Here is a 19289-nt window from a genome sequence, read left to right as displayed (position 1 = left end):
TAAGTCCTCTATCTCTCTCGGTCAGGAAACCTGATTACGGGGGCGGGTGGTCCGCTGTTCAATATGTTTCACGGGGTTGGGCACATGGACGATCCGCTGTACATAAACCCCCGGAACGACGATATGATCCGGATCGATCTCACCCGGTTCAACCAGATGCTCAACCTCGGCGACCGTTATTCGCCCGGCTGTTGCCATCATCGGATTGAAGTTACGGGCCGTCTTGCGGAAAACGAGATTGCCCTCCTTGTCAGCCATATAGGCATGGACCAGCGCGATATCGGCGGTAAGGCCGCGTTCCATCACATAGTCCTCGCCGTCAAAGTTACGGACTTCCTTGCCTTCCGCAACCAGCGTGCCGACGCCCGTCTTGGTGAAGAACGCAGGGATACCGGCGCCACCGGCACGGATTTGCTCGGAAAGCGTGCCTTGCGGTGTGAAAACGACTTCCAGATCACCGTTCAGATACTGTTCGGCAAACATCTTGTTCTCACCAACATAGGAAGAAACCATCGTCGAAATCTGTTTGCTTTCCAGGAGCACGCCCAAGCCGATGCCATCAACACCGGCATTGTTGGAAATGACAGTCAGGCCCTTTATGCCAGATGCTTTCACGGCCTCGATTAAAGTTTCCGGTATACCGCAAAGACCAAATCCACCGGACATCAGCGTTATGCCGTCTTTCAGTATGCCGTCCAACGCCGCCGTCGCGTCGGCGTAAATCTTCCTGTCACTCATTCCAAGTTCCTTATCAAACGGATGTCAATTTCGTTGAATAAGAAAGCTATATAACAAAAAACTTGCTGCTACGCACAATTATTTAAAATTGCGGCCATTTCTAATTCCGATAGGGGGGTGATTTCGGAACTATTCCGCGGAGGCGGGTTCCTTTTCGAGAAAAACGCGAGCCTTTTTCCGGTGTTCCTCATTGACATATTTCTTGACGGTTGCCATCGCGGCCATGAGAACACTGGCGTCATCCGTAAAGCCGATACCCGCAAGGAAATCGGGAATGACGTCGGCTGGCATGATGAAATAGGCAAGCGCGCCAAAAAGAACAGCCTTTACGAAGGCAGGACTCTTGCCGTCAACGGCGCAATAGAAGCTTGCCGTCACATCATCAGCAAAGGGAATCTTGCCGAAATTCCGGCGCAGTTTTTGAGCAAACTCACGCATGACAAGGCGCTTGTCGCTTTCAAGCTTGGACTCATCAAATGCTGAGATATCTTCGTCATTCTGTTCTGTCATACTGGTAATATGTAGAGACCTCAGTCGCATTGCAAGACGGCGTATCTTCACAATTTTGAGTCAACAGTATAAGGAGAGGTATCTAATTCAGGATCATCCCTAAAATATACCGGAGAAAACAAATGGATATTTCCGATAAATCCGCAATAGTGACGGGCGGAGCCTCAGGCCTAGGTGAGGCAACCGCCCGGATGCTGGCAGCGGCGGGTGCCAAAGTTGCAATTTTTGATATGAATACGGAACTGGCGGAAAAGGTCGCGTCGGAAATCGGTGGCGTTGCCTGCATTACGAACGTTGCCGACGATAGTTCGGTGGAGGCGGCGTTCGACAAGGCGCGTGAAGCCCACGGTGCGGCACGAATTCTCGTCAACTGTGCAGGGATCGGCCCGGCGGCAAAAACCTATTCCAGCAAGGGCATGCACCCACTGGACAAATTTGAGCAGGTGATCGCCGTTAATCTGGTTGGCACATTCAATTGTCTTCGTCGTGCGTCGGCGGATATGGCCGTCCTTGAACCCATGGAAAGCGGAGAGAGGGGAATCTGTATCAACACGGCCTCTGTTGCGGCGTATGACGGTCAGATCGGGCAGGCAGCCTACGCCGCGTCGAAAGGCGGTATTGTTGGCATGACCTTGCCGGTTGCGCGGGATCTCGCGTCGATTGGAGTTCGCGTCGTCACCATTGCGCCCGGATTATTTGAAACACCGCTCCTTAAAAGCCTGCCCGATGACGTACAGGCGGCCCTTGGCGCTTCCGTCCCTTTCCCGAGCCGTCTTGGTTACCCGTCCGAATATGCGGCGCTCGCGCGGCAGATCATGGAGAATCAGATGCTGAACGGCGAAGTTATCCGTCTCGATGGGGCTATACGGATGGCGCCGAAATAATTCTAGCTGGCGATTTTATTCATAAAAGTTGCTAACGCGACATCCTTGCTGCTCAGGCCCTCAACGTCATGGGTGGCAAGGGTGACATCTACCCGGCTATAGACATTGAACCATTCCGGGTGATGATCCATCTTTTCCGCCTTGAGAGCGACGCGGGTCATGAAGGCGAATGCTTGGTTGAAGTTCGCGAATTTGAAAGACTTCTCGATTGCCTCTCGTCCGTCAACCGTCTTCCAGCCGTCCAGTCCACGTAGCGCCTCTTCAATTTCTTCCGTGCTTAGTCTAACAGTCATGGATATTCTCCCGTTAACAGGTTATGACGCCGGATAACTATGTTGACGCCGTCAATGGATGTCTAGAGCGAGAAAACAAACCGATGACAAAAATTAGTGAGGTAAGCCGGAACTGGTGGCATGAGGAGACGGAAGGAATTGCCTTTACCCATGCCCTTGATATGAAACTGTTGCATTCCGAGCAAAGCCCGTTTCAGAAAATTGAGATTTATGAGCATTCGGTTTTTGGTCGTGTTCTGACGCTGGATGATCTTGTTCAGGCTTCCCATGCGGATGAGTTCATGTATCACGAGATGGCGGTGCATGTGCCGCTTTTGGGTCGCAAACGAGAGCAGGCAAGTGTGCTTATCGTTGGCGGTGGGGATGGCGGCATCCTGCGTGAGGTATTGCGTCATAAGTTCGTCACCCGCGTCGTCATGGTGGAGATCGATCAAAGAGTTGTGGAGCTATCGAAGGAATATCTTGCCATCAATGGTGATTATAACGATCCGCGGGCTGAGCTGGTTATTGGCGATGCCGCAGACTATATGCGTAATGCACGGTTGGCGGGCGATAAGTTCGATCTGATCATTCTGGATTTGAGTGAGCCGGTCGGACCATCCTCCAGCGTATTCACTCGTGGTTTTTGTGAAGATTTTTCCGCCTGCATCACGGACGATGGTGTTGTTCTCGACAGTGACAGTATTTTTGTCGGAAAGGACCGGGCGTACTTTCTGCAGGAACTTTGTGGCGACAAGGATCAGAACCTCGTCTCGATCATGCAGCGCGAAAAGCTGCTCCCGCATGTGGCAGGCTACCGCTCCATCGTGCAGCTTTATCCGGCAGCCGAATTTGGTTTCTTTCTGTATAGCAAAGACGGCCATGACTATTCCAATCCCGTGGAAGCCTTGACGGGCCGTCACTATAATGAAGATCTTCACCGGGCGGCTTTTGCGCTGCCGACCTGGTGGCGGGAGAATCTGGGATTTTAATGATATTGTGCATATGACGGAAACGCCGCTAACAGTGGATTTTGTCTCTGGCGCTGTTGATTACCGACGGCGCAAGGGAGGCGGCCGCGGACAGGCCCTTCCCAGGGCATTGGGATTTCGCCCGGGGATTACTCCAGATATCGTTGATGCGACGGCGGGTCTCGGGCGAGATGCCTTTCTGCTTGCCACGCTTGGCGCCAAAGTCACCATGTTGGAGCGAAATGATCTTGTTCATGACCTTCTGCAAGAGGCGATGGTGCGGGCCAGTGACACGAGCAATACCCATGCCGCCATTATCGCGCGGATGACTCTGATAAAAGGGGATGCGAAGGATATTTTGCCGGAGTTAAAACCCGAAACGGTGCTGATTGATCCAATGCATCCGCCACGGGGTAAATCAGCGCTGGTAAAAAATGAAATGCGACAATTGCGCGATCTCGTGGGATCGGATACTGACTGTGCAGAACTAATGCGAGTCGCACTTGCAACGACATTAAAACGGGTTGTCCTGAAATGGCCACGACGGGCCAAGGAAATTGAAGGGCTCATTAAGCCTTCGCATCAGATTATCGGAAAATCAACACGATACGATGTCTTTATGATGATACAGGCGACAGCAGATCAAAGCTGACTTCTTCCTGGTAAATTGCGCTGGAAGAAGAAAGGTGGCTGGAGAAAAGCGTAAAGCTGGTGACCGGCAACGTCTCCGTTCTAAACAATGCGTGGTCGGTCAGGAAATTGCGAACCCTCTCATAGGGTGAGTTGTGAACGCGCGCGAGCGTGATATGTGCGCGAAAACGACGGTCGTCGACCGTTGCCCCAACGGATTCGATTGCGGTCACTATTTTCTGGTGCAAGAGGTTGATGGCAGCCGTGGGGCGCACACCAGCCCATAGAATGCGCGGCCGCTTGTTGCTGCCAAAAACGCCGACGCCCTCAATATCGATGTCGAAAGACGGGTATTTTATCCGTCCGAGCGCCAGTGAAATATCCATCATCATCGGGCTTTGCACTTCGCCAATAAAGGCAAGGGTTACATGGGCATTTTCCGAAGCGATCCAGCGTGCTTCGGGTATGCCGCCCCGTAAAGCACCGATGCGTTCCTTGATTTCCTCCGGCAATGCGATGGCAACGAAAAGACGCATCGGAATTGTCCTTATAGCAGAGAGTCGAATGTAGCCCTATCGCTCTATAAACTCGGTCACATAGGGCAACATGTTGCCAACTATAACTTTTACGCCTTCAGCGTTAGGATGTATATAATCATCCTGGTTCAATGCCGGATCGGCGGCCACGCCCTCTAGAAAAAAGGGGTAATACCCGGTTTTGTAGCGACTGGCAAGATCGGGGAAAATCTGATCGAACGCGTTTGCATATTCAGATCCCATGTTGGGGGGCGCGCGCATTCCGGCCAGCAGAATGGGAATATCCTTTTGCTGTATTAGTTCAATAATCTGGCTTAAGTTGCGCCGTGTCTCGTCTGGCTCTATTCCCCGCAGCGCGTCGTTGGCGCCAAGTTCAAGAATAACAAAATCGGCACCCTTTCCGATGGCCCAGTCGATTCTTTGCAGCCCGCCGGCGGTCGTATCGCCAGAAACGCCGGCATTCTCTATTTCGACATTATACCCGTCGGCCTGTAAGGCAGTTTCCAGCTGGGTGACAAAATCCTCCCCCGTTGGAAGGCCATAACCCGCTGTCAGACTATCCCCGATTGCGACAATTCGCAGCGTTTCTTCGGCCCGGACATATGATGTGATGCAAAAAGCTGCGATTAACAGCGCTAAAATGTTGAATTTCATTGTATAACCGCCATATCCCATAAATCAGCGTCTGTCGTCTTCTGCACTGGAACTACTTTGCTTCAAGAACCTATCATCAAATTATCAGATATCCATTTAACACTTAAGTCCGATGCCGGCCCCGTCAATATTCTACGTGGTATAGATTTGACAGTACAACAAGGGGAAACTGTCGGAATCGTCGGTCCGTCGGGATCAGGAAAGTCTACCCTGATGTCGATAATGGCGGGCCTAGAGCTTCCAACTTCCGGCTCCGTTGAGATTGTGGGCCAAAAATTCGAGAATCTGGATGAAGACGCGCTTGCCCGTTTTCGCCGAGCCAATATCGGCATCGTCTTTCAGTCGTTTCATTTGATCCCGACAATGACGGCCCTGGAAAATGTCGCCATTCCGTTAGAGTTGGCGGGTGAGAAGGATGCATTCTCCGCTGCCGCAGATAGGCTGGAGGCTGTTGGTCTCGCCGATCGGGCCACACACTATCCCGCCCAGCTTTCCGGCGGGGAACAACAGCGAGTTGCGCTGGCGCGTGCGATGTCGACAACGCCCCGTATACTGCTTGCCGATGAGCCCACCGGTAACTTGGATGGTAAAACCGGTGAAATCATTATTGATCTTATGTTCCGCCTTCATGAGAAAGAGGGAACAACGATGGTCTTGATTACGCATGATGACGCCCTGGCTCGAAAATGCACCCATCAGGTGAGACTTGAAGATGGGCGCGTTGTTTCCCGGGAAACAAGTCAAGAAGAGGTTCTGGCGGGTGAGTAGGGGGCGAAATCCAGAATCCTTGACGCTCGCCCTAAGGTTTGCTCGGCGAGATCTGCGCGGAAATTTAAAGGGCTTTCGCATTTTCCTTGCTTGCCTCATCTTGGGGGTGGCCGCCATTGCCGGTGTGGGGACGCTTTCCAGTTCCATCACGGCAGGTTTGCGGGCAAATGGCCAGGTTATTCTAGGGGGCGATATTGATATCCGCCTCACTCACCGGGGCGCTGTAGAAGATGAGCGGCGTTGGGTCGAGGAGCAGGGGCGTGTTTCCGAGATACAGACCTTGCGGGCCATGGTTCGCGACTTATCCAGTGACCGTCGGACCCTTTCGGAGCTAAAGGCAATCGACAACGCCTATCCCTTGTTTGGAATGTTGACGTTGGCATCGGAGACCGGAACGGAAAATCCCGATGCGCTCCTTCAACAAAAGAATGGGCTCTATGGTGTCCTGATTGAGAAAAGCCTGAGTGACCGTCTTGAACTGCCAATCAATGGGCAAGTCCGGATTGGGGAACTCAATTTTGAAGTGCGAGGGATTATATTGTCGGAGCCCGACAAGGCTTCGCAGGGGATGGCCCTTGGCCCACGTACGATTATTTCCTCTGCCGCATTGAATGAAACCGGCTTGGTTCAGCCAGGGAGCCTGATCCGGTATCATTACCGTATCGCGCTGGCACCTGGGAAAACTGTTGCTGGATTTTACGAAGACGCAAAAGCTGCTTTTCCGGATACTGGGTGGCGGATAAGGGATGCGTCTAACGGTGCGCCGGGCATTAAGCGCTTTGTCGATCGGGTGGCGCTCTTCCTCACTTTAGTGGGCCTTACGGCGCTGGTCGTCGGGGGTGTCGGTGTCGGCAACGCCGTGCGGGCGTATCTGGAAGGGAAAATCACAACGATTGCGACGTTGAAATGTCTCGGCGCCAGCAGCAGTTTCATTTTCCGGGTTCATTATCTTCAGGTCCTTATCCTCGCAGTCGCGGGGTCTTTGATTGGCCTTCTTCTCGGGGTTGGCGGCTCTGTCGTGGCCGCACAGTTTCTGGCAAGTACGCTTCCGGTACCTCCCGAAATTACGATCAAGGCCGGGCCGCTGCTTCTGGCGACCGCCTATGGATTGCTGACGGCGACCCTGTTTACGATTTGGCCTCTCGCGCGGGCTCGGGAAACTCCGGCCGCGGCCCTGTTCCGCGATGTCGTGTCCAGCCATCGGCGTCCCCGGTCGAAATACCTTGTGACGCTAGCTGCCTGTTTTGCAACACTCGTCGCCCTCGCCATTCTGACCAGCCAGGAAACCTGGTTTGCCGCCGTTTTCACCATTTCCATTATCGGAATTTTTTCGGTCCTCATCCTGGTTGGTTACGGCGTTCAGTTCATTGCGCGGCGTCTTCCTCGCTCCCGTATTCCGTCGTTGCGTCTTGCTATTGCCAACCTCTATCGTCCCGGGGCGGCAACGAACAGTATCATCCTTTCGATGGGTCTTGGACTGACCCTTTTTGTTACTGTCGCCTTGATTGAAGGAAACCTCACCCGGCAGGTGCAGGAGCAACTCCCGGAGAAAGCACCTGCCTTTTTCTTTATCGATATACAGTCAAATCAGTTGAATGATTTCGTTTCAACGGCCGAATCCGTAATCGATGTCAGCGAGATCAACCATGTTCCCAATATGCGGGGCCGTATCACCAAGGTCGCGGGCGTCCCGGCAGACCAGGTGACCGTCGCGCCCGAAGCGAGATGGGCATTGCGCGGGGATCGCGGCATCACTTATGCCGCGACACCCCCCGAAGGGGCCGTGGTCGTTGCGGGAAGCTGGTGGCCGGAAGATTATGCGGGGCCACCCCTGGTCAGCATGGACCGCGAGATAGCCCTGGGAATGGGGCTTGAAATCGGGGATAGCTTGACCGTGAATGTCATGGGCCGGGAAATCGAGGCGAAAATTGCCAACCTGCGGGAAATAGACTGGACCACGATGGCGATTAATTTCGTCCTTGTTTTTGATAGTCACAGCCTGCAGGGGGCGCCGCATTCTCATCTTGCGACAGCGCGCGCGGATGGTGACGCCGAGAACAAACTTTTCAGTGCGATCACGAACAAGTTTGCGAATGTTTCCGTAATCCGGATGAAGGAAGCCTTGCAGACAGTCAGCCGCATTCTGGAGCAGCTTTCCTCTGCAGTGTCGGCCATTTCCTCAATTACATTGGTGACCGGCGTACTGGTCCTTGCCGGCGCCTTTGCGGCGGGACATCGCAAGCGGGTCTATGATGCCGTAATTCTGAAGGTTCTCGGGGCAACGCGAAAAGATATTTTCGCTACTTTCCTCCTGGAATATGCCTTGCTGGGGCTGGTCACCTCTGTCATCGCTGCGGCGACAGGCTGGTTCGCAGCCTACATGGTCATCACGGATATTCTGGAAGCAAAGTGGATCAGTCTGCCGTTCACGATAGTCGCGACGATCCTGATCAGTGTTCTGGTGACATTGTTGTTTGGTCTGTTGGGTTCATGGCGCGCGCTTGGAACGAAAGTCGCGCCCGCCTTAAGGTCTGACTGAAGGGAGCAAAAAAAGGAGGCCGCCAAAGGAATGGAACTCCCCTGACGGCCTCACTTTGATGGACTAAACCCGGAATGGGTCTAGAAGGTTAGCTTTTCGTAGCCGCGATATATTCTTCCATCGACAACTCACCGCTTTTGTCGAGATCGACCGCAGCGAACTGCTCCTTGCTGGTGTCAGGCATGACAACAATAAGTTCCTCGAAGGAAACCGAACCATTCCCATCCGCATCAACTGTTTTGAAATCTGGTGCTGCTGCCAACGCCGGCGCAGCTGCAAGAAGCGTAATCGTGGCAGTGGATATAAGCAGTTTTCTCATAATAATCTCCATTCAATTTAATGTAGGACGGTTCAGCACCGAATTATCGATGCAGGTCCGCCGAACTACCGAAGGACCGAAAATCAGTAAAATCGGTCAATCGATGTTCTATGGAGAAGATTGATCATTCTTTGTGGCGGTAAAACGCCGTCATTTGGGCTAGTTAAAGGAATAATCTGGGCAATTTGTGACAGCGTTACCTAAAATTGCGCGCAAAAGGCTATATTATGAGCTGTATATGCCGGTTCTTTATTAATTCCGGTTAATGCCATATAATAACGCCGATTTTCCTTGAAAATCTTATAGAAAAATACAATATCAATGCAGAGTTAGGTACCTTCAGGGGAATTATAGATGGCAACAGATTTTTCGAAATTACATACGGCAAGAACAGGTACGCAAGATCAAGCAGTTCTTGATGAGGGCCTGCGCAGCTATATGCTGAAGGTCTATAATTATATGGCATCCGGCCTTGCCTTGAGTGGCATTACGGCCGCGCTGACGGCTTCAACGCCGGCAATTTACAATGCTGTTTTCGGCACGCCGTTGCAGTGGGTTGTGATGCTGGCTCCGCTTGGCCTGTTGTTCGCCATGTCACGGACGAGCGCGAGTACAACGAAAATCCTCTACTGGATCATGGTGGCGACATTCGGTGTGTCGATTTCCTATATTTTCCAGATCTATACAGCTGAAAGCATCGTACGGGTCTTCTTTATAACCTCGGCTACCTTTGGGTCAGCCAGCCTTTATGGTTATGTAACGAAGCGCGACCTGACGGGGATGGGCAGCTTCCTTTTCATGGGGCTGATCGGCATCATCATCGCATCGGTGGTGAATATCTTCTTGGCGTCTACGATGATGCATTTCGTCGTCTCCGTCCTGGGTGTGCTGATCTTCACCGGCCTGACGGCTTTCGATACACAGCGCATAAAGTCTGAGTATTATCACGGTCATAGTCAGGAAGTGCTGGAGAAGGGCGCGGTTATGGGCGCAGTCTCCATGTATCTGAATTTCCTGAACCTGTTCATGATGCTGTTGAGCCTGCTCGGCAATCGAGAGTAACGCAGAATTGCTGTTAAAACGAAAACCCGGCCTTGTGCCGGGTTTTTTGTTGTGCGCGCAGTTGAAATTGGTAAACTTGTTTGTCTGCAAACAACCCTTGAAATCAATGAGAAAGGGATGATCCAATGCGTATTCTTATCGCGATGATGAAACATGAAACGAATACCTTTTCACCCATTGTCGCGGACTGGAAAAGATTTCAGGACTGGGGTGCTTATCTCGGGGAAGATGCGCTAAAGGCCTATGAAGGCACAGGTATGCCCTTTGGCGCCTATGTGGAGCTCGCCCGTGAGGCTGGCGCCGAAATCATAACCCCGGTCGCAGCGGAGGCCATGCCCTCGGGCCCTGTGACAAGGGATGCCTATACCCAAATGGCGGAACCTATATTGGAGGCGGTAAGGGAAGGTGTTGACGTGGCTTTGCTGGACCTCCATGGGGCGATGGTCGCCGAACATACGGATGACGGTGAGGGAACACTGCTCAAGAAAATGCGCGAGATCGATCCGGATCTCCCGATTGCCGTCACTCTCGACCTTCATTGTAACCTGACCGCCAATATGGTGGAAAACTGTACCGCTTTAATTGGCTATAAGACCTATCCGCATGTTGATATGTATGAGGTGGGCAAACAGATTGGACAGGTGTTGTTCGACTCATTGGCAGGCAAGGTCAAGCCGGTCATGTCCTGGGGCAATGCGCCGTTATTGAGCCAGACCCTGCGCCAGGGTACCGATGATGAACCCATGGCGACCCTGATCCAGATGTGCCGGGAAGCGGAAAAAGAACCCGGAGTTCTGGCCGCAACGGCCTTTGGCGGGTTTGCGCTCGCGGATATGCGCGACGCCGGAAATTCTGTGATCATCGTGACGGATGGGGATCAGGCAAAGGCAGATGAGGTTAGGGATCGTATTCTTGAAAAAGCATGGGAGCTGAAAGAGGACTTCATCTACGAGCATGCTCCGCTTGAAGAGCAGGTTGCCAAGGCGAAAACAATGACGGAAGGGCCCGTCCTTCTTCTCGATCACGCAGATAACTGTGGATCCGGCGCAACGCAGGATGTAATGACGGTGATTGAGGAAGTGCTGCGGCAGGGCCTTGAAGATGTGGCCGTTGCTGCCGTCTGGGATCCCGTAGCCGTGCAGGAAATGCAGAAAGCCGGCATCGGCAATGAAATTACCATCAAACTCGGCGGCAAGACGGATATGCCCTCCATTGGTGAACCCGGAGAGCCGCTTACTGTCACGGGAACGGTCAAGACGTTGACAAACGGGGAATGGATCGTCCGCGGACCCATGTACACGGGCGTGAAAGTCTTTATGGGGCCAACGGCGGTGCTGGACACAGGTAATATGGAAATTGTCATCGTTTCCAACCATCACGAGCCGTGGGACACGGGTGTCTTTACATCGGTTGGGATACAGCCGGAATACAAGCGCTATCTGATCCTGAAAAGCCGCATTCACTATCGCGCCGGTTTTGCGCCTATCGGCAAGGCAACGCTTACTCTGGATGGTAAAGGGGTTACAACTTCCGACAACAATCTCCTGCGGTATGAGAAAGTCCGTCGACCGGTTTATCCCCTTGATTTGCTAAACGAGGCTTAAGCGATGCGCGAGGATATGTTCGGGAACCAGCTAAGCACCCAATCTGAGCAAACAGTAGGTGCGATTAACAGTTTTATCGAGAGCTATATTGGTTTCGGAACGGACTTCCTGCCGATTTTTGATGCCTCAGATAGCGAGCCGGATTGTGCCATTGCGGCCGCTTATGCCGCCTTGCTTGGCATATTCATGGAAACGCCTGAGGGGCGGGAAATTGCCCGGAAATACTCTGTCCGTGCGCAAGAGGGGATGAGCAAGGCGAAGGAAAGAGAGCAGCTTTTTATTTCCGCTATTCTTGACCTTTATGACAATAAAATTGGAAACCTGCTCCAGAAACTGCGTCAGCTTGTCATTGAGTTTCCGGGAGATCTCTTCTCGGCAAAGCTCGCTCAGAATTCCTACTTCAATATCGGCGATGATAAAACCCTGCTCTGGATAGCTGACTCGGTGATTGATCGTCATAAAGGATGCGCCTATGCCTACGGGATGCGCGCCTTCGGCCGTGAGCAATCCAGTATGTTTGATCTCGCCGAGGAGGACGGCCGCAGGGCGACTGAAATGCAGCGGAAGGAACCCTGGGCCCATCATGCAGTGGCGCATGTCATGCTGACGCAGGGGCGCCATGGCGAGGGTATCAAATGGATGCAGGATCTCTCCAATGAATGGGATGATCGCAACAGCTTCATGTTTACCCATAACTGGTGGCATCAGGCACTTTTCTATCTGGAACAGGAGGACTTTGATACGCCTCTTAAGCTGTATGACGAGAAGGTCTGGGGCGTTGACAAGACCTACAGTCTCGATCAGGTCAATGCCATTTCACTTCTTTGGCGCCTGGAACAGCTGGGTGTGGATGTCGGGGACCGCTGGCAGGATGTCAGCGATCATGTCGCCGACCGCCGTCTGGTGAACGATCAACCGTTTTTTGACATGCATTACGGCTATGCCTTGGCGCGGGGTGGTCAAACAGAAGCACTTGACCGATTGATGGTGGGGATGGAAAAAATGGCGCACGAAGCCCCTGACGTAACGCGCAAATCATGGGCGGAGGTGGCATTGCCTGCGACCCGTGGTTTCATCGCGATCGCCGAGGGGAAATTCGATGACGCGGTTCGCTGGCTTTCAAAGGCGCGGCCGCGGTTTCAGGAAATCGGCGGCAGTCATGCCCAGCGCGATTTGTTTGAGCTTGCCTGGGTGACCAGCCTGCTGGAGGCCAGGAAATTCGAAGAGGTACGGCCGGTCCTTGAAGCGCGCGTGAATTTCCGGCAAAATGTCCCCATGGACGCCCGGCTACTTGCGCGGGCGAACGGTCGCACTTAACGACAGCAGCGGCAATGGGGAGGGTGACATGGATAAACCGGATGTTGCGCCAAAAAGCGGGAACCGCCGTATATTTTCCCTGCTAAACGAGTATGGCGAGAGCCACCAGAACGGCACGAACAAGTTTATTCACTGGATAGCGGTACCGGTCATCGCCTGGACTGTCGTTGCGCTCCTTTGGGCGATCCCCGTACCGGACGCGTTTGCGCGCGTGCCATACCTTAACTGGGCGACCCTCGCACTATTGCTGACGATCATATATTACGCGGTTCTATCCTGGACGCTGGCAATCGGGATGGTGTTGTTTGCCCTCCTGTGCATCTGGGCGGTGCTGGCTTACTCGAGTGCGCCACTCCTCGGTCTCCCGCTCTGGCAGTTTGCGGTTGGCGCTTTCGTGGTGGCCTGGGTTTTTCAGTTCATCGGCCACAAGATCGAGGGCAAGAAACCCTCGTTCTTTAAGGACGTCCAGTTCCTGCTGATCGGGCCTGCCTGGTTGATGAGCTTTATTTACCGCAAGCTGAGTATTCCGGTTTAGCCTAGGCTTTGACGACGAGCTTATAGTCTGGCGTGGTATTCAGCGGGCAGGAATAGAGATATTCTCCTTCCTTCAGCTCCACCTCATAGTCCAGCGTCGTACCGATATCGAGGCCGCCGCCAGAAACGCTGGTCTTGTTGAGCTTATGCAGAGGGTTCGCCCAATTATAATCTTGTTCACGGACCCAGAAGCCGAGCGAATAGGGCACATTCTTGTTGGTTACGCGGAAGATATACTTTCCGGGCTTCAGCGTGAGGACCTCTGAGTTCGCAAGCCGTTCCTCACCAGTTTCTGCATTGATTTTCTCGCAATCCGCCATTTCAGCAGACGTATAGCCATGGTCAACGCCATTTTCCGATTCAACGAACTGGCAGGCAGTCTGGGTGAGGGTAATAACCGTGACATCTTCGCCAGCGGCATGTGAGGGGGCAGCAAGAAGAGGTAAAAACATCAGGGCTGTCAAGCCGGAGAAAAGAAGAGAGGAATTCCATTTCATAATTTTGATCCGTTTCCTGAAGAGGGTTTAGGGTACGAACCAGAATTTCGTCGAAATTTCAAAATTTACAAATCACGTGGTTTCACCGTTCCGTGAGAAGGTCATTCGGTGTCAACTGCCTGGAACCGCTTGCTATCAAATACCCTCAATACCTGCGAGAGTGTCTTGCCTCGCTTCAGGATGCGGCCGCTCTGCCCGATGACCGAATAGGCGCCCTGCTTCGCCGCCAGTCGGGGCTCCTTGTAAATCTTGAAAAGGGGGCGGTCCGCCGTTCTGTGGAAAATGGCGAAGATGCAGGCGGTTTTAGTCTCGCCAATGGCATAATCGCGCCATTCCGCCTTTGCGACCATACGGCCATAGACCTGCAATATCTGGCTGAGTTCGTTTCGGTTGAAAAATACGTTCGGTTGCTGCATTCCCGATCTTGCGTTTTTGGCAGATCGGGTCAAATAGTGGTCGTCGAAGCTTACAACCTCGCTCATTTTCACTCCTGCTTAACTTACGGGATTATTCTCTGCCATGTATTTTAATTCGTCAAGTATTGAGAATTTTGCCCTGCGGTCATATCTGTCATATGTGATAAGTGTGGATACAGGTCAATGGGCGCAAGAGAAAGAGGACTTTCGAAATGACTGAAAAACTGACAAAAAGCGAGGCAGAATGGCGGGCCCAACTGACGCCTGAGCAATTTAACGTCGCCCGGAAGAAGGGAACAGAGCGCGCCTTTACCGGCGAATATCATGACAACAAGGAAAAAGGTACCTACCATTGCATTTGCTGCAATGAACCACTTTTCACATCAGCGACGAAGTTTGATTCCGGAACCGGCTGGCCGAGCTTTTGGGAGCCGATCGATCCCGCCAAAGTCGGCGAAATTGAGGACAGGAGTTTCTTTATGCGCCGCACGGAAGTTGTCTGCAACAAGTGCGATGGGCATCTGGGTCATGTCTTCCCCGATGGACCCGAGCCGACGGGCCTTCGATATTGCCTGAACTCTGCAGCCCTTGATTTCAAGAAAGAAGAATAACGGACAACGATAATTAAGGAGTATGTGCCATGGATAAGGAAATGCCAGCCGGCAGCCTCGCATTGAGAGCGCTTGACGTAGCGCCGCGGAAAAAGCCCTCGAACTATCCGGAACCATTTTACAGCCGTGTGAGCGGGCGGGAGAAGCGCCAGCTAGGGGATGCCTTTGGCATTAACAATTTCGGGGTAAACCTGACCCGCCTTTTCCCCGGCGGAGAGTCCGCTTTGCTTCATCGCCACAGCAAGCAGGACGAGTTTATTTATATACTTGAAGGCACACCGACCCTGGTTACCGATCAGGAGGAAGTCGTTTTGTCCCCGGGGGACTGCGCCGGATTTCCGGCACAGGGTGTTGCGCATCAGCTTGTTAACCGGACAGAAGCGGATGTCCTGTATCTTGAAATCGGAGATCGTACCAAAGGAGATGAGGGAAGTTATCCCAAGGACGACCTCATGGCTAAGCTTGGCCCTGATGGTCAATGGCAGTTCACCCACAAGGATGGCACGCCTTATTAGGCAATCACTGCTTAGCCAGTCTTCATGACAGTGTCCGAAAAATGGCAGGCCGCAAGATGATCTGCTGCGACGGGGCTGAGCGGTGGCTTGACTTCCCGGCAAATATCCTGGGCCATCGGGCAACGGTCCTGGAACGAACAACCCACACGCCGTTCTGTCTGGCCGGTTACGTTACCTTTAAGCTTGATGCGTTCGCGCTTCTGTCCGGACCCGGGCTTTGGCACGGCATCAAGCAGGATGCGGGTATAGGGATGGGCCGGGGTATTGAATAAATCCTCCGTCCGGCCCTTTTCGACAATTTCCCCAAGATACATGACTGCAACCTCGTCGCACAGATACTCAACGACGGCGAGGTCATGGCTGATGAACATATAGGTCACGCCAAATTCGTCTTGCAGGTCTTTTAGAAGGTTAAGGACCTGCGCCTGAACAGACACGTCAAGCGCCGAGACTGGCTCGTCCGCAATAATGAGTTCAGGGTGGGTGATCAGTGCGCGGGCTATCGCTATCCTCTGGCGCTGCCCGCCCGAGAATTCATGTGGGTATTTGGACACATCGTGTGGTTTCAAGCCGACGGACTGGAGCACATTGCGCACCCGGCTTTCACGTTCAGCCTTGGAAATAGGGCCGAGAGCCGCGAGGGGTTCTGCGACAATGCGTCCGACATTGTGATGCGGGTCCAGGGAGCCGTACGGATCCTGAAAGACCATCTGAAAATGACGACGAAGCGGGCGGAGCTGATCGAAACTGAGGCCGACAACTTCCTTTCCGAGTATCTTGACGGATCCAGAGTCTGTTGGTTCGAGCGCCATGACGTTGCGTGCGAGAGTGGACTTGCCACAGCCGCTTTCTCCGACGATACCGAAACTTTTTCCCTTGTATATCTCGAAAGTGACGCCGTTCAGGGCGAAGACGTGACCTGGCTCGGCTAACAGGCTTTCCCGCGGCAGCCGATAGTGGCGTACGAGGTCATGAACTTCCAGAACCGGGACTGGATGGCTCTCTGTTGTCATGAGAAGAGTTCCTCCGTCTTACGGTGGCGAGCTTCGTCGAGATGATGGCAGGCGACAAAGTGCTTTGCCTTAACCTCGACGTTGGGGGGCACTGTATTTCGGCAGATATCTGTCGCAAGGGGGCATCTATCCGTAAAAGTACAACCGGCTGGAAGGCTGATCAGGTCCGGAACTGTGCCTGGAATAGTAACAAGGCGCCTCGCCCGGGCCCGTCCAAGCTTTGGCATTGCCGCAAATAAACCTTGGGTGTATGGGTGGATCAACTCATCGAAAATCTGGGCTGTGCTGCCCATTTCAACGGCCGCGCCACCATACATCACCAAAATGTTGTCCGTGTTCTCGGAAATAACGCCGAGATCATGGGAAATAAGGATCAGCGACATCCCTTCTTCCCGGACAAGCGTTTGAATCAGCTCCAGTATTTGATCCTGGATTGTCACATCCAGCGCCGTGGTGGGTTCGTCCGCGATCAAAATATCCGGTTGGCATGACAGCGCAATGGCAATCATCACCCGTTGACGTTGACCACCAGAGAGTTGATGCGGGTAATTATCGATCCGCGCCTTGGGGTTTGGAATGCCGACCCGATCGAGGAGGCGGAGGGTTTCTGCCCTAGCGTCGCTGTCCGACATATTCCGGTGCAACTGCAACGGTTCCATGATCTGGTTACCCACTGTATGAACAGGATTGAGGGAGGTCATCGGTTCCTGGAATATCATGGCGAGCCGGTTACCCCGGATCCGACACATCTCGGCATCGGATTTCTCCAACAGATTCTCGCCGTCGAGCGTAATTTCACCCTCTGTTTCGCTTCGCTCCGGCAACAGCCCCATTAACGCTAGGGCCGCCATGGATTTACCGCAACCGCTCTCCCCAACAATGCCCAGCGTTTCCCCCCGGTTCAGGCGGAAATTAAGATTGCGAACGGCGCGCGCCGGCCCGTCATTGGTCGCCAAAATTACAGACAGGTTCTTGACGCTAAGTAAGCTCATTCAGCGTTTCCTTGACAATCTGGGGTCCAGTACATCCCGTAAGCCATCGCCAAGCAGGTTCAGGCCGAACACAGCAATCGCGATGGCAAGGCCCGGGTAAATAGCCTGCATCGGGTCGAGGAACATCAGCGTTTGAGCCTCATTCAGCATACGCCCCCAGGACGGTTCCGGCGGCTGAGTGCCGAGACCGAGATATGAAAGCGCGGCCTCCGCCAGAATGGCGATGGCAAAGAGAATGGTCGCCTGCACGATAATGAGAGAGAGGACATTAGGCAGGATATGCTCAAAGGTGATACGAAACCGTCCCTTGCCCGACGCACGGGCAGCCATCACGAATTCCCGTGCCCATATTGAGTTGGCCGATCCGCGGGTTAGTCGCGCAAAAACCGGGATATTGTAAAGCCCAATGGCGAGAATTGAATTCACCCCACCGGGCCCCAGGATGGCTGTGAGCATAATCGCGGAAAGTATCGCGGGAAAGGCGAAGGAAAAATCCGAAAATCGCATGATGATCTCTTCCGTCCATCCGCGCTTTGCCGCCGCGAGCAGCCCGAGACTGACCCCGATAAACAGCCCGATTGAGACCGCCACAACGGCGACGACGATCGAGTTTTGCGTCCCTGTCATCAGCATGGAGGCGATATCCCGTCCAAACTGATCCGTACCGAGCCAATGATCTGCGGAGGGGGGCAGGAAGCGGTTAGTGATCGTGATGTCGTAGGCTGATCCGGGAGTCCAGAAGAGGGATATCGCCGCGCAAATCAGCAAGAACGCGGTCATGGTTCCTCCAACCATAAAGCTGCGGCTACGGCGGCATCTGCTAAGAAATGACAGGGATTGATTGTCACTCATATATCATGCGCCTTGAGTCGCGGATCGATGACCGCATAAAGAATATCGACAACAAAGTTTACCACAATGATCATGGTGGCCAGCAACAGCACGACATTCTCGACAACAATAGTATCGCGGTTATTGATTGCCTTAAGAACAAGAGAGCCAAGGCCCGGAATATGGAACACATTTTCCACGACAACCGTACCCGTCAGTAGCGCAGAGAACTGTATGCCCGTGACTGTCAGGACGGGGATCAATGCATTGCGCAGGACATGTCGCCAAAGCGTCGCCTGCTGGCTCAGCCCCTTGGCGCGGGCGGTACGGACATAATCCTCTCTAAACACTTCCAGCACGGATGAGCGTGTGATGCGGGCTAATATGGCGCCAACGACAGTGGCAAGGGCCAGGGACGGCAGCAACAGTGCTTTCAGGCAAACCCAAAAGCCCTCTTTCCATCCCGGAAAACCGCCAGCCGGCAACCAGCGCAACTCAATTGCAAACAGGATGATCAGCAGGATGGCAAGCCAGAAGTTCGGGACAGAAATACCGAGCTGACTTATCCCCATCAGGGTGATATCTCCCGCCTTGTTATGATTGGCGGCGGCATACAGGCCGATGGAGAGTGCCAGGACAATGCTGAGTGTAATGGACATCAGGGCGAGGGGTATGGTGATGAGGAGTGCACCTTCTACCAGCTCCCAGACAGGGACCTTATAGGCATAGCTATTGCCCAACTCCCCAGTTAAAATCCCGGTCATCCAGTCCCAGTAGCGCTCAAGTGGGGGACGATCAAGGCCGAGTTCTATCGTCAGTGCGCGAACGGCTTCATCAGACGCATCAACGCCCAATATAACGAGGGCGGGGTCGCCCGGCAGTATTTCCATAACGAGAAAGATTACGATTGAGGCTCCGATCAGGGTAGCCAACAACGTCAGAACTCGCTTCGCAATAAAAACGCTCATATAGTTACTTGGTGCCAAACATTACGCGCGGAGCAGACAATTGATTTTTTTGCGCATAAACAGGGTATCGTCAGAAAGTTGAAGGGTCAATCTCTGATCCCGGCGTCC

General features: G+C 53.2%; 23 protein-coding genes. 11 read left to right on the top strand and 12 right to left on the bottom strand.

Annotation, left to right across the window (positions count from 1 at the left end; translation table 11 throughout):
- Positions 1–21: 21 nt before the first annotated feature.
- Together J0X12_RS00555 and J0X12_RS00550 are read right to left on the bottom strand one after the other, a co-directional pair.
- Entirely contained in the window at positions 22–738 is a 717-nt protein-coding gene (locus J0X12_RS00555) for a CoA transferase subunit A (protein WP_207040881.1), read from the bottom strand.
- Positions 739–867: 129 nt separating this feature from the next.
- Complete coding sequence (locus tag J0X12_RS00550) at positions 868–1248, bottom strand: YkvA family protein (RefSeq protein ID WP_207040880.1); 381 nt, start codon at positions 1246–1248, stop codon at positions 868–870.
- A 122-nt stretch (positions 1249–1370) separates the two neighbouring features.
- Between J0X12_RS00550 and J0X12_RS00545 the strand changes: the two genes are divergently transcribed.
- Complete coding sequence (locus J0X12_RS00545; RefSeq protein ID WP_207040877.1) at positions 1371–2132, top strand: 3-hydroxyacyl-CoA dehydrogenase; 762 nt, start codon at positions 1371–1373, stop codon at positions 2130–2132.
- A gap of 2 nt (positions 2133–2134) precedes the next feature.
- On the opposite strand, the gene J0X12_RS00540 is transcribed toward J0X12_RS00545, so the two are convergent.
- A complete protein-coding gene (locus tag J0X12_RS00540) occupies positions 2135–2425 on the bottom strand; it encodes a 4a-hydroxytetrahydrobiopterin dehydratase (RefSeq protein ID WP_207040875.1) in 291 nt (96 codons plus the stop codon).
- Positions 2426–2508: 83 nt separating this feature from the next.
- Between J0X12_RS00540 and J0X12_RS00535 the strand changes: the two genes are divergently transcribed.
- Together J0X12_RS00535 and J0X12_RS00530 are read left to right on the top strand one after the other, a co-directional pair.
- Positions 2509–3396 (top strand): spermine/spermidine synthase domain-containing protein, encoded by an 888-nt coding sequence (locus J0X12_RS00535; RefSeq protein ID WP_207040873.1) that lies wholly within the window; start codon positions 2509–2511, stop codon positions 3394–3396.
- 13 nt (positions 3397–3409) lie between these two features.
- On the top strand, positions 3410–4027 hold the full coding sequence (locus J0X12_RS00530; RefSeq protein ID WP_207040871.1) for a class I SAM-dependent methyltransferase: 618 nt from the start codon (positions 3410–3412) through the stop codon (positions 4025–4027).
- Here the strand turns inward: J0X12_RS00530 and thpR are convergent.
- Together thpR and J0X12_RS00520 are read right to left on the bottom strand one after the other, a co-directional pair.
- Positions 3993–4541 (bottom strand): RNA 2',3'-cyclic phosphodiesterase, encoded by a 549-nt coding sequence (thpR, locus tag J0X12_RS00525; RefSeq protein ID WP_207040869.1) that lies wholly within the window; start codon positions 4539–4541, stop codon positions 3993–3995. The genes J0X12_RS00530 and thpR overlap by 35 nt on opposite strands.
- Positions 4542–4577: 36 nt before the next feature.
- Entirely contained in the window at positions 4578–5195 is a 618-nt protein-coding gene (locus tag J0X12_RS00520; protein ID WP_207040867.1) for an arylesterase, read from the bottom strand.
- A 57-nt stretch (positions 5196–5252) separates the two neighbouring features.
- Between J0X12_RS00520 and J0X12_RS00515 the strand changes: the two genes are divergently transcribed.
- Positions 5253–5963 (top strand): ABC transporter ATP-binding protein, encoded by a 711-nt coding sequence (locus J0X12_RS00515; protein WP_273543361.1) that lies wholly within the window; start codon positions 5253–5255, stop codon positions 5961–5963.
- A 19-nt stretch (positions 5964–5982) separates the two neighbouring features.
- Positions 5983–8502, top strand: a complete 2520-nt coding sequence (locus J0X12_RS00510; RefSeq protein WP_207040866.1) for an ABC transporter permease — start codon at positions 5983–5985, stop codon at positions 8500–8502.
- A gap of 88 nt (positions 8503–8590) precedes the next feature.
- Here the strand turns inward: J0X12_RS00510 and J0X12_RS00505 are convergent, their stop codons facing one another.
- Complete coding sequence (locus J0X12_RS00505) at positions 8591–8821, bottom strand: EF-hand domain-containing protein (protein ID WP_207040864.1); 231 nt, start codon at positions 8819–8821, stop codon at positions 8591–8593.
- 354 nt (positions 8822–9175) lie between these two features.
- Here J0X12_RS00505 and J0X12_RS00500 point away from each other — a divergent pair, with 354 nt between their 5' ends.
- The 4 genes from J0X12_RS00500 to J0X12_RS00485 all read left to right on the top strand — a co-directional run bounded on the left by J0X12_RS00500 (position 9176) and on the right by J0X12_RS00485 (position 13339).
- Entirely contained in the window at positions 9176–9883 is a 708-nt protein-coding gene (locus J0X12_RS00500) for a Bax inhibitor-1/YccA family protein (protein ID WP_207040862.1), read from the top strand.
- 125 nt (positions 9884–10008) lie between these two features.
- Positions 10009–11487 (top strand): M81 family metallopeptidase, encoded by a 1479-nt coding sequence (locus J0X12_RS00495; RefSeq protein ID WP_207040860.1) that lies wholly within the window; start codon positions 10009–10011, stop codon positions 11485–11487.
- Between the two features lie 3 nt (positions 11488–11490).
- Entirely contained in the window at positions 11491–12804 is a 1314-nt protein-coding gene (locus J0X12_RS00490; protein WP_207040858.1) for a tetratricopeptide repeat protein, read from the top strand.
- Positions 12805–12832: 28 nt separating this feature from the next.
- A complete protein-coding gene (locus J0X12_RS00485; protein WP_207040856.1) occupies positions 12833–13339 on the top strand; it encodes an Mpo1 family 2-hydroxy fatty acid dioxygenase in 507 nt (168 codons plus the stop codon).
- A 1-nt stretch (position 13340) separates the two neighbouring features.
- Here the strand turns inward: J0X12_RS00485 and J0X12_RS00480 are convergent, their stop codons facing one another.
- Both J0X12_RS00480 and J0X12_RS00475 read right to left on the bottom strand, forming a co-directional pair.
- On the bottom strand, positions 13341–13835 hold the full coding sequence (locus J0X12_RS00480; protein WP_207040854.1) for a hypothetical protein: 495 nt from the start codon (positions 13833–13835) through the stop codon (positions 13341–13343).
- A gap of 101 nt (positions 13836–13936) precedes the next feature.
- The gene (locus J0X12_RS00475; RefSeq protein WP_207040852.1) at positions 13937–14317 is read right to left on the bottom strand and encodes a DUF2794 domain-containing protein; all 381 of its coding nucleotides are present in this window, start codon (positions 14315–14317) and stop codon (positions 13937–13939) included.
- A gap of 146 nt (positions 14318–14463) precedes the next feature.
- Between J0X12_RS00475 and msrB the strand changes: the two genes are divergently transcribed.
- On the top strand, positions 14464–14862 hold the full coding sequence (gene msrB / locus J0X12_RS00470) for a peptide-methionine (R)-S-oxide reductase MsrB (RefSeq protein ID WP_207040849.1): 399 nt from the start codon (positions 14464–14466) through the stop codon (positions 14860–14862).
- A 29-nt stretch (positions 14863–14891) separates the two neighbouring features.
- Positions 14892–15377, top strand: a complete 486-nt coding sequence (locus tag J0X12_RS00465) for a cupin domain-containing protein (protein WP_207040847.1) — start codon at positions 14892–14894, stop codon at positions 15375–15377.
- An 11-nt stretch (positions 15378–15388) separates the two neighbouring features.
- On the opposite strand, the gene J0X12_RS00460 is transcribed toward J0X12_RS00465, so the two are convergent.
- The 4 genes from J0X12_RS00460 to J0X12_RS00445 are packed head-to-tail and all read right to left on the bottom strand — an operon-like array spanning position 15389 to position 19181.
- On the bottom strand, positions 15389–16390 hold the full coding sequence (locus J0X12_RS00460) for an ABC transporter ATP-binding protein (protein ID WP_207040845.1): 1002 nt from the start codon (positions 16388–16390) through the stop codon (positions 15389–15391).
- On the bottom strand, positions 16387–17382 hold the full coding sequence (locus J0X12_RS00455) for an ABC transporter ATP-binding protein (protein WP_207040843.1): 996 nt from the start codon (positions 17380–17382) through the stop codon (positions 16387–16389). The genes J0X12_RS00460 and J0X12_RS00455 overlap by 4 nt, the downstream gene beginning before the upstream one ends.
- Positions 17383–18234 carry an ABC transporter permease gene (locus J0X12_RS00450; RefSeq protein ID WP_420497017.1) on the bottom strand — a complete coding sequence of 284 codons (852 nt, stop codon included), beginning with the start codon at positions 18232–18234 and terminating at the stop codon, positions 17383–17385.
- Complete coding sequence (locus J0X12_RS00445; RefSeq protein ID WP_207040839.1) at positions 18231–19181, bottom strand: ABC transporter permease; 951 nt, start codon at positions 19179–19181, stop codon at positions 18231–18233. The genes J0X12_RS00450 and J0X12_RS00445 overlap by 4 nt, the downstream gene beginning before the upstream one ends.
- Positions 19182–19289: the final 108 nt, after the last annotated feature.

Origin of the sequence: Sneathiella sedimenti, from assembly GCF_017313765.1 — a bacterium.
Classification (GTDB): Bacteria; Pseudomonadota; Alphaproteobacteria; order Sneathiellales; family Sneathiellaceae; genus Sneathiella; species Sneathiella sedimenti.
This window is presented reverse-complemented; position numbering and strand designations above follow the sequence as displayed.

Coding starts and splice junctions, on each gene's coding strand:
- J0X12_RS00555 (WP_207040881.1), bottom strand. CDS start 738: ATGAGTGACAGGAAGATTTACGCCGACGCGACGGCGGCGTTGGACGGC.
- J0X12_RS00550 (WP_207040880.1), bottom strand. CDS start 1,248: ATGACAGAACAGAATGACGAAGATATCTCAGCATTTGATGAGTCCAAG.
- J0X12_RS00545 (WP_207040877.1), top strand. CDS start 1,371: ATGGATATTTCCGATAAATCCGCAATAGTGACGGGCGGAGCCTCAGGC.
- J0X12_RS00540 (WP_207040875.1), bottom strand. CDS start 2,425: ATGACTGTTAGACTAAGCACGGAAGAAATTGAAGAGGCGCTACGTGGA.
- J0X12_RS00535 (WP_207040873.1), top strand. CDS start 2,509: ATGACAAAAATTAGTGAGGTAAGCCGGAACTGGTGGCATGAGGAGACG.
- J0X12_RS00530 (WP_207040871.1), top strand. CDS start 3,410: ATGACGGAAACGCCGCTAACAGTGGATTTTGTCTCTGGCGCTGTTGAT.
- thpR (WP_207040869.1), bottom strand. CDS start 4,541: ATGCGTCTTTTCGTTGCCATCGCATTGCCGGAGGAAATCAAGGAACGC.
- J0X12_RS00520 (WP_207040867.1), bottom strand. CDS start 5,195: ATGAAATTCAACATTTTAGCGCTGTTAATCGCAGCTTTTTGCATCACA.
- J0X12_RS00505 (WP_207040864.1), bottom strand. CDS start 8,821: ATGAGAAAACTGCTTATATCCACTGCCACGATTACGCTTCTTGCAGCT.
- J0X12_RS00500 (WP_207040862.1), top strand. CDS start 9,176: ATGGCAACAGATTTTTCGAAATTACATACGGCAAGAACAGGTACGCAA.
- J0X12_RS00495 (WP_207040860.1), top strand. CDS start 10,009: ATGCGTATTCTTATCGCGATGATGAAACATGAAACGAATACCTTTTCA.
- J0X12_RS00490 (WP_207040858.1), top strand. CDS start 11,491: ATGCGCGAGGATATGTTCGGGAACCAGCTAAGCACCCAATCTGAGCAA.
- J0X12_RS00485 (WP_207040856.1), top strand. CDS start 12,833: ATGGATAAACCGGATGTTGCGCCAAAAAGCGGGAACCGCCGTATATTT.
- J0X12_RS00480 (WP_207040854.1), bottom strand. CDS start 13,835: ATGAAATGGAATTCCTCTCTTCTTTTCTCCGGCTTGACAGCCCTGATG.
- J0X12_RS00475 (WP_207040852.1), bottom strand. CDS start 14,317: ATGAGCGAGGTTGTAAGCTTCGACGACCACTATTTGACCCGATCTGCC.
- msrB (WP_207040849.1), top strand. CDS start 14,464: ATGACTGAAAAACTGACAAAAAGCGAGGCAGAATGGCGGGCCCAACTG.
- J0X12_RS00465 (WP_207040847.1), top strand. CDS start 14,892: ATGGATAAGGAAATGCCAGCCGGCAGCCTCGCATTGAGAGCGCTTGAC.
- J0X12_RS00460 (WP_207040845.1), bottom strand. CDS start 16,390: ATGACAACAGAGAGCCATCCAGTCCCGGTTCTGGAAGTTCATGACCTC.
- J0X12_RS00455 (WP_207040843.1), bottom strand. CDS start 17,382: ATGAGCTTACTTAGCGTCAAGAACCTGTCTGTAATTTTGGCGACCAAT.
- J0X12_RS00450 (WP_420497017.1), bottom strand. CDS start 18,234: ATGAGTGACAATCAATCCCTGTCATTTCTTAGCAGATGCCGCCGTAGC.
- J0X12_RS00445 (WP_207040839.1), bottom strand. CDS start 19,181: ATGAGCGTTTTTATTGCGAAGCGAGTTCTGACGTTGTTGGCTACCCTG.